General features: G+C 46.1%; 12 protein-coding genes. 7 read left to right on the top strand and 5 right to left on the bottom strand.

Annotated elements, in window-relative coordinates; all coding sequences use genetic code 11:
* Positions 1-2: 2 nt before the first annotated feature.
* Entirely contained in the window at positions 3-428 is a 426-nt protein-coding gene (locus BN8_RS07960; RefSeq protein ID WP_009281317.1) for a hypothetical protein, read from the top strand.
* On the opposite strand, the gene BN8_RS07955 is transcribed toward BN8_RS07960, so the two are convergent.
* Positions 411-2,522: a TonB-dependent receptor gene (locus tag BN8_RS07955; RefSeq protein ID WP_009281316.1), complete on the bottom strand. Its 2,112-nt coding sequence runs from the start codon at positions 2,520-2,522 to the stop codon at positions 411-413. The two genes, BN8_RS07960 and BN8_RS07955, sit on opposite strands and share 18 nt — an antisense overlap.
* Before the next feature lie 241 nt (positions 2,523-2,763).
* Here BN8_RS07955 and BN8_RS07950 point away from each other — a divergent pair, with 241 nt between their 5' ends.
* Positions 2,764-3,186: a hypothetical protein gene (locus BN8_RS07950; protein WP_040005630.1), complete on the top strand. Its 423-nt coding sequence runs from the start codon at positions 2,764-2,766 to the stop codon at positions 3,184-3,186.
* On the opposite strand, the gene BN8_RS33885 is transcribed toward BN8_RS07950, so the two are convergent.
* The 4 genes from BN8_RS33885 to BN8_RS33870 all read right to left on the bottom strand — a co-directional run bounded on the left by BN8_RS33885 (position 3,172) and on the right by BN8_RS33870 (position 4,399).
* A complete protein-coding gene (locus BN8_RS33885) occupies positions 3,172-3,333 on the bottom strand; it encodes an IS3 family transposase (protein ID WP_374755523.1) in 162 nt (53 codons plus the stop codon). The two genes, BN8_RS07950 and BN8_RS33885, sit on opposite strands and share 15 nt — an antisense overlap.
* Before the next feature lies 1 nt (position 3,334).
* A complete protein-coding gene (locus BN8_RS33880; protein WP_009281315.1) occupies positions 3,335-3,523 on the bottom strand; it encodes an integrase catalytic region in 189 nt (62 codons plus the stop codon).
* Positions 3,524-3,686: 163 nt separating this feature from the next.
* A complete protein-coding gene (locus BN8_RS33875; RefSeq protein WP_374755522.1) occupies positions 3,687-3,962 on the bottom strand; it encodes an IS3 family transposase in 276 nt (91 codons plus the stop codon).
* A 122-nt stretch (positions 3,963-4,084) separates the two neighbouring features.
* Complete coding sequence (locus tag BN8_RS33870; RefSeq protein ID WP_040005629.1) at positions 4,085-4,399, bottom strand: transposase; 315 nt, start codon at positions 4,397-4,399, stop codon at positions 4,085-4,087.
* A gap of 377 nt (positions 4,400-4,776) precedes the next feature.
* Here BN8_RS33870 and BN8_RS07935 point away from each other — a divergent pair, with 377 nt between their 5' ends.
* The 5 genes from BN8_RS07935 to BN8_RS33865 all read left to right on the top strand — a co-directional run bounded on the left by BN8_RS07935 (position 4,777) and on the right by BN8_RS33865 (position 12,380).
* Positions 4,777-7,290, top strand: a complete 2,514-nt coding sequence (locus BN8_RS07935) for a sensor histidine kinase (protein ID WP_009281312.1) — start codon at positions 4,777-4,779, stop codon at positions 7,288-7,290.
* Positions 7,287-9,257 carry a sigma 54-interacting response regulator gene (locus BN8_RS07930; RefSeq protein WP_009281311.1) on the top strand — a complete coding sequence of 657 codons (1,971 nt, stop codon included), beginning with the start codon at positions 7,287-7,289 and terminating at the stop codon, positions 9,255-9,257. Before BN8_RS07935 ends, BN8_RS07930 begins: the two co-directional genes overlap by 4 nt.
* A 256-nt stretch (positions 9,258-9,513) precedes the next feature.
* Complete coding sequence (locus BN8_RS07925; RefSeq protein WP_009281310.1) at positions 9,514-10,353, top strand: alpha/beta hydrolase; 840 nt, start codon at positions 9,514-9,516, stop codon at positions 10,351-10,353.
* A 261-nt stretch (positions 10,354-10,614) separates the two neighbouring features.
* On the top strand, positions 10,615-11,310 hold the full coding sequence (locus BN8_RS07920) for a type 1 glutamine amidotransferase domain-containing protein (RefSeq protein ID WP_040005628.1): 696 nt from the start codon (positions 10,615-10,617) through the stop codon (positions 11,308-11,310).
* Positions 11,311-11,711: 401 nt separating this feature from the next.
* Complete coding sequence (locus BN8_RS33865) at positions 11,712-12,380, top strand: DUF2490 domain-containing protein (protein WP_040005627.1); 669 nt, start codon at positions 11,712-11,714, stop codon at positions 12,378-12,380.
* The last annotated feature ends 165 nt before the right edge of the window (positions 12,381-12,545 follow it).

The raw sequence follows: 12,545 nt of genomic DNA, 5'->3' as shown, positions 1-12,545 counted from the left end.
TCATGAAAACCCTTATTTCCGAACGTCTGGCAACCAACGGGCTGCTGGCGGTGCTGTCGCTGGTTATTATCTTTCACCTTTTGGTCCTGCTGCGCATCATTCCGTATTCTATTGTCTGGGGCGGCCGACTGACCTCCGACACGCAGATGGTACGTTTTGAGCTGACGTCTATTGTCATTAATGCCCTCATGCTGACCGTTGTCGCCATACGAGCCGGCCTACTCCGCATCAGGGTCCCCGCCCTGCTGATTAACATAACCCTGTGGCTGATGGCTGGGCTGTTTACGCTCAATACCGTCGGCAATATGGCTTCCCTAAATACCGTTGAGCAACTGGTATTCACCCCGCTGACGCTTATCCTGGCCATATTCAGCCTGCGTCTCGCACTGGCAGGGTATCAACGTAAGAGTTTACCACCGAACGCTTAGCCGTACGCCAGCCACACCGTTTCGGGGTGCAGCCGCGTTGAAGTAGCGTCCGCCAAATGCATTCAGATCATAACCTAACGAATACGTCTGATTCAGCAGGTTGTCTCCACTCGCGTACAGATCGAGCGTCCAGCGGTTCCCGAGCGTACGCCGAAACCCCAGCGTAGCCTGTAGCAGCCGGGTTGGCAGTGCTGTGGCGGTATTGGCTTCATCCAGGGGAAAGGGGTTCAGAAACTGGTACGTCAGGTGGGCGTAAAAACCCAGCCGTAGTTCGGCGTCAAACCCACTGATGAGCGTCGTGGGAGCAATGCCCGGCACGCGCTTGTCGGATACGTCGGTCGCGCCCTGCTGGTAGTTACGAAACCGATAATCGGTCAGGTTCACGTTTTGCCAGAGTCGCAGCAGCGAAAATAGCGAGGACGACACAGAAACCGGATTCACAAAATCGTAGGAAAGTTGCGCTTCCAGCCCCTGCTGATCCGTACGGCCCGCGTTAACGAAGAACTCCGCGCCGTTATCTGCCGACCGCCGGACGATGGTCTGGCGAAGCTGGAACTGATAGGCCGCTACGTCGAACCGCAGTCGACTACCCAAAGCCGATCCACGAAAACCGACCTCATAGTTGGTTCCCCGCTCCGGCTCAAGGGTTGGGTTAAACTGGCCGGTCGACGACAACACTTCCAGGCTTGTCGGTCCTGAATAGCCCGTGCTGATGCTGGCAAACGCCGATACGTTCTGACCGAAGGTACGCAGTAAGGCTACCCGCGGTAGCCAGACCGGATCGAACGTCCGGCGTTGGGGCGCTACCGGTCGGATCGAGAAGCGGGTAAAATCGTAGCGCAGTTCGTTCCGGCTCAGCCCCGCCGTCAGGATCAGTCGGGCGGGCAGTGTAGTTTCGGTTTGCAGAAAAATGACCGACTGCTGCGCCCGCAGTTCGTCGTCGGTCTGGAGCGTATCCGTATTGCCGCGCCGGTTACCGTAGTTACGCGTCACGGTAAAGTTGCGCTGGTATTCGGCCCCGATCGTCAGGGTCGTCGGCAACGGACTGTTCGGGAAACGCACCTGGGTGATTGTCCGGCCGCCAAGCCCCTGATCGGCCCGGCGTTCATAGTTGGTAATGAACGGGTTGGCAAAGTCCGTATTTGATCCGTAAATAACGGTCGTGTTCTGGATACGGTCGCTCCAGCGGTATTCCTGCGAAACGCCCAGGTAACCCAATTTCTGGTAAATAGCTGCCCGTTGTTCAACGCTACCGGGCGTTGTACGGGTACCCGGCCGGGCCTGCCGCGGATTAGCCCGAAACTGCGCTTCGTTCAGGCCACCGGGGGTTTGGTAATAGAGGTCTGAATAGAACCCCAGGATTGATATTGTGCGTTTGGGGCTGACATTGAACGAACTGACCAGACTGATGTTGTCGCGCACGAGGGCACTGTTCTCGCGGTAGCCGTCGCTTTGCAGGTGGTTGTAGCTCAGCGAAACGGCCGAATTATTCTTGCCCGTCTGCAACGTCAGACCGTTGCCGAACAGGCCGTACGACCCGCCCAGCGCCGATACCTCGACCGACGAGCGACCGGCCGGCACGGCTAAGCCACCGAACAGCACCGTACCACCCGTACCAGCTCCGTAGAGACTGCCTGATGGGCCTTTAATCACCTCGACCCGACCCAGTGCCCGGACGTCCAGCGCGTTCAGGGGCGTATTGCCACCGGCATCGGTGAGCGGCAATTCATTCCAGTAGGCCTTTACGTTCCGCACCCCAAACGGCGAACGGATCAGGCTCCCCCGAATCGACAAACGATAACTTCCCGGCGACCGCTCATCGGCCCGCACCCCAGGAATGGTATTGAAAGACGGGACGAGGGTGGGCGTACCGAAACGCCGGTTCAGGTCCCGGGCGGTCAGCAAACCAACCGAAGCGGCCGTTTCCAGCAGTCGACGGTTTGTAGCGTAGCCCGTTACGGTTACTTCGTTCAGTTGAAGGGTATCGTCGGTCATCCGGCCCTGCGAATTGACCGGCGACGTAGTAGAAAGACTATCCTGGGCCTGCGCCAGGCAAGGGTAAATTATGCAAAATACAAGTAGGCGTCGATTCATGCTCGGGTTAACTAATCCCGCAAAGGTAGTGTTTACCGGGTTAGATTAACCAGAAGCGATTCTTAGGTTAATTGTCAGTTTCTGGGCTGGTAGTGTTTCGCTTTGATTATGGCTTGCTTTATTATTGTAAAAAATGTCGTCAACGACCGTTATAATCTGATGATTCAGGATAGTACGTTAATAATGATAGATTATATAACAGATTCATAACTTCACAAAAACTGCCCATGGCTTTACTATTATGCTGTTAAAACAAATCTTAGAGGCAGACCTGATAACACATCTTCTATTTTTAGCGGGACTTATCACGCTGGCTTGTATGGTCTTGCTGGAAGCCAAAAATCAAACAAAGCAGCTGACCAGTTGTACCTTGAATGATGAAGTGATAGGCTTGTATTATCAGTTAGAGAGCGGTGTCGATCTGTTTATTTGTAAAGCTAGTCGAGACAACGCCAGACTGATAGTAAGTTTAATCAGAGCACTTGAGAAGCGTTCTGCTGATGTAAGAATAAGGGATATAGTAGATATTAATGCGTTCCAAAAGGCTTGTGGGGAAGTTTTTAACCCTGTTAGGCTGCATACAAAGTTAATCTCATCAACTACCAATATCTATCCCATCTGGAATTGCAATAGTTCACTGGAGGTTTTTTCAAGCAGCCATTGAACTGGTGAAAAAATAAGATTCGCATTGAAAAGGAGTTTGGAAATCAAGCGTTGAATGTTTCCGCTGACGATTATACCAACCCTCAATGTATTCAAATGTAGCCAACTTCGCCTGGTGCCGTGTTTCAAAATAAACTTGATTAACCATCTCACATTTCAGCGTTTTGAATCGGATCGCCGAAGCGAAAACTTTCGGCCACGGCATTGTCCCAGCAGTTCCCTTTTCGGCTCATACTTTGCAAGATGGGTAAGTCCTTCAATTGATCCCGAAATTCAATGCAGGCATATTGTACACGGCACCGGCCGCCCGGCCCGATCAGAATGAAAAAGTAGTTCACCAGCTAGCGGTCTATTTTTCAGAGCCATTTGAAAAGCCGCAATGCTGGTATCAACTGCTTTCAACGTATCACTCAAGGCCCAGCCCACCACCTTTCTATCAGCTAAATCTAAAATAGCCCTGTCAAGTATAACCAGCCTTCGCCGGTCCGGATGTAGGTAATATCAGACACCCATCGCTTCGGCGCTCCGATTTTGACCAGGCTTGTCGGCTGAAAACTCTCTATTCAACAGATTGCTAGCTACTGGATAATCATGCTTCGAGTCTGTGGTTTGCACGTGGTATTTTTTATACATAATGCTTTTGAGGCTCGCTTTTTTCATTAATCTGGCTACTCGATTACGAGATACCTTCACACCTGATTCGTTAAGGTCATCGGTAATGCGCGGACTGCCATAACGCGATTGACTGCGATCGTAAACCTGTTGAATTTGAATCAATAACTGTTGGGTCTTATGTTGGCGGGCTCCGATTGGATGTTTGAGCCAATAGTAATAGCCACTTACACTCACCTTAAGCACTTTACACATCCTTTCAACGGAAAACTGATTGGCGTGTTCCTTTATAAATCGGAATATCTCCCGTCGCCCCTGGAAAAGATGCTGACCGCCTTTTTTAATATATCGCGTTCTAACTGAGCTTCTTTAAGTTGTTTTTGAAGCTGGCGAATTTGCTTTTGCTCGTCAGTCAGATCTGTATTTGCTTTGCCTGACGGGGCAGATTTGTTATCTCGTTGTCGCCATTTACTGATTCTGCCCGAATCGATCCCCAGTTCTTCGGCCGCTTCGCGAACCGATCCTTTTGCGTATGACAAATCGACCGGTACGCCGGGGCGGGCCATCTGTCTGAAGGTTTCATCAAAAACGCGTCTTTTCATAAGAGTCAGATTTAAGAATATGTTCAAATCTGCCTAAAAAATCCCTACAGTCAAATGTAGCAAGTCCACTGCTGAGTTGAGCAAGCGTCTTGTGTCCTTTGAGAGCTTCGAGGACGACCGCCGGGCGGCCCCGTTTGGTTTTGAAGTGGGCATCGTGGATGCGTCGGAGGGGATTGGCCATTATTAGACATTTTGTAGGTATAAAGTTAACTGTTTCAAGTTATCCTACCTGTCCAGGTATTAGGGAGTATTATATGAAACGGAGAATATCCAAATTACTATTTGTCTATTTAGTCATTAACTTTATCACAATACTGAAGCTACGGAATTGATATTGAGACAGTCGATGATTGTATCGACATAATTATACCCATTTTATGGAATGTAAGTACCTCCTTACACCTCTTGGTAAGATCATATTAGGTTTAGTAGTCATCTATGCCATACACGGATATGTTGCCAATGCGCAACCTGATAGTGCGGTGTATAGCGACGTAGCCAGACAGCGACTGTTAATCCGGATTACAGCGCAATATATCCATACCGTTAGCCAGGGACAGATCGATATGGACAGCGCCATTCGCATACCTTGCAGAGTGTATCAGTTAAGTCCTCTGCTCGCCTATAATGAAGGATATAATGACGGAGACGGAAAAAACTCAGCGGTAACCAGGTTGCTGGACGCCGGAAAAATAATGGAAGCCCAGGCATTGCTTAGCAAGCAGCGTCAGGAGGCACGATTTTGGTTGTTGTTGGACTTTGGTCGTTATTTCGTGTTCAAACAAGGTGCTGAAAAAGCAGATCTTGATCAGGCCTCAAATTACATCAACGAAGCTTTATTACTCAGTAAGAAAGCACCCATCAAGTGGCAAGTGGAGAGTATGGCTCTGCGGGCTCATTGTCTTCATCAAACCGGTCTTTCGGCTGAAGGCCAGAAGGTATTTGATGAACTAATAACCTTATGTGATCGATCAGGGAACCTACTCGCATCGGCCAGGCTCCTATTGCGTGCCGGAGAACTATTGCCTTACGGAGACCCTGAAAGGCTTAAAAAATTTGAAAAAGCCCTTTCTATTTTCAGAAAAGTAAATGCGAAAGACAAAGAAATTGAAACCTTATCTCTAATAAACATAGAATACTTTGTTGCCAAAAAGTATGATGTTGCTGAAAAGTATTTGCGTACGATTGTCAAACTTCAAGCCCAAATAAACTTTCGGCATCAGCAATACCCCAACGATGCATTATCTTGGTTGGCTTATCGAAAAGGAGCACTTACCGATGCATTATCCTACTCCAACAAAAGTTTGGCAAGCGTATCTTCCAAAGCCGATTCTACCTTTATTAGTTACTTCTATACGCGAAGGGGACTTGTCTATGAACGACTGCATAAATTGGATGAAGCCCTTACCTGGTACGATAAAGGATTGGAAAATAGGACACTCGAAACGAGGTTATTTTGGTATAGAGCCGTGATCGGCAAAGTGCTAATGCTGAATAAGATGGGTAGGGCAAAAGAGGCTTTGCCCCTGCTTAAAGAAGCAAAACGGAAGTATCCGCCCAACTCTTACTTCGACAAGATGCACTTTGCCTTTCTGCTGGGCACGACGTATGCTAATTTAAAGAAGAGCAGTCTCGCGGAAAGCAACTACCAGGTCTTTCTGACTATGGCGGAAAATTTTCCGGTGGAATACATCCATGACGAATTTCCGGCGGCCTATTTTCAAATTTCTACCTTTTATCGAACAATTGGCAAAACTAGGCAGGCCCGAAACTATCTCGAGCGGGGAAAAGACTATACATCTGCATTCGATATCGTAGCTAAGGACAATTATTATTATAATCTGTTCAAAATTGATTCCATGGAGGGGCGTCATCTGGACGCGATCCGGCACCTTAAGCATAGTTATGAGTTCACCGACTCAGTGTTTAGCTATGACCAGCGGAAACGAGCAGAAGAGTTATTGGTGAAGTATGAGGCTGAGAAAAAAGATAAAAACATCCAATTATTGAATAGCCAGAATCAATTGGAGCGTTTGAGGACTGAGCAGGCGCACCGGACTCGGAATATCGTCTTGGCTGGTTTGGTGCTCCTGCTAATTATTATCGCGCTATTATTCAACCGGTATCTGATTAAACAAAAAACAAACAGCAAACTTGTCGCAAATCAGCGAGAACTGGATCAAAAAAATAGTTTTCTGGAAACACTCACTACTGAACAGGACAAACTCCTCAAAGAAAAAGAATGGTTGTTGAAGGAAGTTCATCACCGGGTTAAAAACAATCTTCAGATGGTAACGAGCTTACTTTATTCGCAATCGGTGTATTTGCAAGACGAAACAGCTAAACTGGCCGTAAAGGACAGCCTTCGCCGGATGCAGGCTATGGCCTTAATTCATCAAAAGCTTTACCAGGACGAAAATACCTCCAGTATCGCCATGCCCGAATACATCAATGAACTGATAAGTTACTTGCAGGAAAGTTTCGATGAGGGAGGCCAGATTACGTTTAAACAGACTATTGAGGTACTATCTCTTGATGTAGCTCAGGCAATTCCCTTGGGTTTGATCATCACCGAAAGTATTGTCAACACCATAAAGCATGCTTTTCTAAGTGGGCAAAAAGGGATTGTGAGTCTAGAACTTCGAGAGGACGGACCGAACTTTTTAGTACTAAAAATAGCGGATAATGGCATTGGCTTGCCAGAAGGCCTTGACACAAAGGAGTATAATTCGCTGGGACTTGAACTTATGCAGGGACTTGCCAGGCAATTGAATGGTTTTTTCACGATTGAAAGCGATAACGGTGTGCTTGTTACTGTCCGGTTTATTCCTTTAAGCAGACATTATTCAGAGACAAGCTTGCCCGAAAAATTTCCTAACCAACAGTTATGAGCGCCAAGATACTGATTGTTGAAGATGAGTTTGTGGTAGCCAATTCGCTCCGTATCCTGTTAAAGCAGGCTGGATACCGCGTGAGTAGTATCGCCACTTCGGCTGAGGAAGCCTATGCCATTTTACAAAAAGATAAACATGACCTTGTATTGCTGGATATCCGATTAAATGGAAGCGAGTCGGGCATTGATCTGGCCCGCAAACTAAAAGCTGAACATATTGCCTTTGTTTACTTATCCGCCAATTCGAGTCAAAAGGTATTGGAAGAAGCGAAAAAAACGGAACCCTATGGCTTTCTCGTCAAGCCATTCAGAGAGAAAGATCTGCTAGTGGCTTTGGATATTGCGGTGTATCTCCACAAGAACAGGCTCGAATCAAAATTACGGCAAGAAGCACTTCTGGAACGGCAACTTTTGGAAATTAGCCTTGACGTATCAGATGGTAAGCAGACGTTTTTGACGATTGCCCGAGCTATTCGAACGTTTATACCCTTTGATCTCATCGTATGCGGAACCAGACCACTTACGGCTTCCCGGTTTGATGATTACGGCTATTTACGAGTCGGATTTGATGACTATCAGTTCATCGGTAAGGATGAGCTACTAACTATTTCAGGTTTAAGAAGTGACTCCTTAGCCACATTAATCGAAAACGGTAATACAGATACCCATGTAGCCACTTATAATAATGGAGCAACGAAAGATGCTGTCCTCGTTACTCCGCTGCAAACGATTTGGCTAAACGCGTACAATTTCGAATCTTATCTGGTATTTCCAGTCGCGCTTAGCAATGGATCGTGGGTTCACTACTCTTTTTATAGTCGTCGGCGTGATATCTATATGCAAAGTCACTTGGCCATATTGACCGGTTTTGTAAGCAGCTTGACCAAGGCTACTGAAAAATTAGTTCATTCCGACTTATCTTCCCCGCCCACCATACGACTATCTGCCTCTGGAAAGCACGATCGCACCACACATAATCAAGGCTCTATTCCCGAATTCAAAAGCATTATCGGGAAGCATCCGCTTTTACTAGCCGCCTTAGATCTTGTAGCACAAGTCGCACCGTATAACACGTCAGTACTCATTCTTGGAGAAAGTGGTACCGGAAAAGAAAGCATAGCACAGGCCATTCACTCCCTCTCTGCGCGGAAAGATGGACCATTCATCAGGGTAAACTGTGCGTCTATTCCGGCGTCCCTGATCGAATCAGAACTATTTGGTCATGAGAAAGGCGCATTTACCGGCGCTATTGAAAAGAGGAAAGGGAAATTTGAGCAAGCTGATGGGGGAACGCTGTTTTTAGACGAGATTGGCGAAATGCCATTGGACATGCAGGTTCGACTGTTGCGGGTTTTACAGGAAAAGGAAATTGACCCCGTAGGAGGCAAATCGCCCAGGAAAGTCGATGTTCGTATTGTAACCGCTACGAACCGAAATCTGGAACGTGAAGTTGCCGAAGGCCGCTTCAGGCTTGACCTTTATTATCGCTTAAACGTTTTTCCGATAACCTTACCGCCCCTTCGCGAACGAAAAAGTGATATACTGGCACTGGCGGTTTATTTTGCCAACCGGTTCTGCAACGAGTTCAACAAGGATTTCAACGGTATATCACAATCCATGATAGACGAATTGCAGAGGTATACCTGGCCAGGAAATATTCGTGAACTCGAAAATGTACTAGAGCGCTCAGTGATCCTCAATGACGGTAAATCTGAACTGGAGTTAAAGCAAAGTCTCTCGGGTACAGCTGATAAGGTACCCAACAAGGTAGCGATCGAAACCCTCGGGGATGTTCGGCGCATTCAGCGCGAAACAGAAAGGGACTATCTTATTTCCGTGCTCAAAAAAACGAAAGGCCTAATCCGCGGGGCCAATGGGGCCGCCGAATTACTAAATATAAAGCCGACAACCCTGGAAGCTAGACTAGCTAAGTTGGGCATTCAGCGCGAGGATTTGGGCACTTAGCACGACCAAATTGGCTTTGCTCAACCACATCACCTCCAAAAGTTTAGGAGTCGGATCGTAGTGCCTCCAAAAATAGTGGAGCGAAAAGGTTTCATTTTCTATTGTATAAATGACGGTGTGATATAAATACCTTTGATATTCAGTTGGTTATGTTAATTTTTTAAGCTTTCTCTCTTTGTGAGGATTTAATGGCACGAAATTGTTTTCAGCTAATTTATCAATGAAAGGATGGTTCAAGCTGTAGACAAGGAGTTTCATGAATTCAAGAAAAGCCCAGACGACATCCGTTTTCCGCAACAGTGAAGGACAGGCTATTTTTTATAGAACCTGGACTACAAGGAACGAACCGAACGGTATAGTCGTGATCATTCACGGTTTGAATTCCCACAGCGGCTATTATGAAAAGTTTGCGTCACAGCTAACAGAAAACGGATATGATGTTTTCGCAATGGATCTTCGGGGCCGAGGAATGTCGGAGGGCGAACGGTATTACATTGCTGATTATCATGATATAGTCGGTGATATAGATTTGTTGGTAGACATTGTCAGATCAACGTATCCAACCCTTGCAATTTTTTTATTAGGCCATAGTGCGGGCGGGGTATTTGCTTCAGTTTATACGGTAGGTAACCAGAGTAAGCTAACTGGACTTATTTCCGAAAGCTTCGCGTTTCAGATTCCTGCCCCTGGCTTTGCCCTGGCATTGATCAAGTTCCTGGGTACTATCATTCCGCATACGAGGCTGATCAGGTTGAAAAATGAAGATTTTTCCCGTGACAAGGCTAATGTGGATACAATGAATAACGACCCGCTGCTGGAAAACGAAAAGCAACCGGCACGGACAATGCAGCAACTCTTATTGGCGGCCTCGTTTTTAAAATCGGAAATGCCATCCATTAAACTTCCGCTGCTGATCCTTCACGGTACCGCCGACAAAGCCACGATGCCCAGTGGTAGCCAATACTTTATGGATCATGCTTCTTCGACGGACAAGCAACTCAAACTATATGAAGGGTATTATCATGATCTGCTCAACGACAAGTATAATGCTATAATCATCAAGGACGTCATTCGTTGGCTCAACGAAAGAGTCTGATTTGGTCGGGTTATGCTAATTGCGTTCTGCCAAACTCAATAGTGGCTATCGCAAGAAAAGGTCTTTCGTAAGGAAGTTAACGTTATACGTATATACACTACCGTTCATGAGTAGTGATGAATCTTATTCCATCCGTGAAAAGCGTTGCTTACGAACTCAGAGCCTGCTCTTCTAAGGCAACATCATCTATCGATTCCTGTTCTCACGGGCAAAATAGTAATGAGTGAATCTGTAATCTATAACAACTTAAATTTCTCAATTATGAAAAAGAGAATTCTCTTCATGGTAACAAGCGCTGATGTCATTGGCCCTAAAAATCGTAAAACCGGAAGCTTGCTTACCGAGTTGGCCCATCCCTACGAAGCCTTTAAAAAGCAAGGCTATGAGATCGACATCTATAGCGTCAAAGGAGGAGAAGCGCCAATCGATCTGGTGGAATTAGACGATCCGATCAATCAGGCATTTCTAAACGATGATGGACTCATCAAAATGAAAAATACCAAAAGCATTGACAATGTGTCGATTGATGATTATGATGCCGTGTTTGTTCCGGGCGGCCTGGGACCGGTCGTCGATATGACGGACAACCCACCGGTTCAGCACCTTCTGGCTTCGTTTTATGATAGCGGCAAAGTGGTGAGTGCGGTCTGCCACGGGCCTGTATCGCTGGGCAATGTCAAGCTGAAAGATGGATCGTATCTGGTGAAAGGTAAACATGTAACGGGTTTCAGCGCGGCTGAGGAAGCGGGCTATGCCAAGGATGATGTGCCTTTTGAATTGGAAGATTTATTAAAGGAGCGCGGGGCCGACTATAGTGCTGTCGACCCCTGGCAACCACATAGCATCACCGACGGCCGACTGGTAACCGGGCAAAATCCGGCTTCTGCTCAGGGGGTAGCTGAAAAGGTAATCGCTATTTTAGAATCTGCTGCTGTATTGGAATCTTCTAAAGCTTAACATAAAGCCTATCACCTCTTCTCCATCCTTTGAAGAAGAGGTGATAAAAGGCTAGTTTGTAAACACTTTTTGCCATCCTTAACGACCATTAGACTATGAATGAAGCCATGATAACGATTGCGGGTTAGCCAACTCTCTGCGCTGCGAACAGGCTAAATGTAAGCCTAACTTAAATGCTTTGCGCCATACTGATAGTGTGTAAACTAATTTCGTTTGCTAACAGTATTGGTCTTTCTCTTTTTGATATGTCTTGACCTAGCAGTTTGCGTATATACTACACCGTTATTGTAGAATCGGTTGAGTTACTGACTGTATAATCGACTACTTACGATCCTCAACGAGGACCCTTTCTATATAAGGACAGCTCCAGATTTAATTCGGATTACGTCTGCTGTTCAGCAATGAAAATGGCAGCAAGCAATATTGACAAGATGAAATGCAATCTGCTCCTTTTTGTATCGCTTACGATAAACTTAGGTGCTGTTTATAATATCAATTGTTTAGCTCAGTCGCCAGAGTCGTATGCTATATGGTTTCTGCCTTATGCACAATACAGAACCGTCGATTCGACTGTCTTTGCTTTGCAGCCGGGCTATAACCCGCAGCTAGTCATTGGGCTGCTCTATGCGAATTCAACGATAAAAGCCAGACGTTGGCTGAATGTCAATTTAGGGTATATGTTTTTAGCACTTCCTGGCCAGAACAACAACGAATCTACCCTGATGAATGGAATAACACTAAAATTCCATGTCCATAAATTCTTGATTGAAAACCAAAACCTTGTTTGGAATCGGTTCAGGTCAATTCGAGATAGTTACCACTTTGATCGGAACAAAACTCGTTTATTTTACGAAGTAATAGTTCGGGAATTAACGTTCAGTCCGTATTTATTAGAAGAATTCTGGTTTTATTTTACCAGTAAAACTATTACAAGAAATAGAACTGGGTTGGGCGTATTATTCACGATAAAATCACGACTGTCTTTCGATTTATTATACACAAATCAGTGGGACAGGTTCAATGGCAATTCGACTGTATTTTTCCTGCGATCAGCCGTGGTGTTTAACTAAGTTCCTTTTCTGGATAGCTGGCAGAACATTGCTCTATGAACGTTTAGAGAACGTCTTTAGTAATTCAGTATAATGTTTCACTAATCCATTTCTAACTCTTTATTATTATGAAAAAGAGAATTCTACTTCATGGTAACAAGCGCTGATGTCATTGGCCCTAAAAAT

The organism is Fibrisoma limi BUZ 3 (genome assembly GCF_000296815.2).
Classification (GTDB): domain Bacteria; phylum Bacteroidota; class Bacteroidia; order Cytophagales; family Spirosomataceae; genus Fibrisoma; species Fibrisoma limi.
Note: the sequence above shows the minus strand (reverse complement) of the source record. Positions and strands in the feature narration are given on the sequence as shown.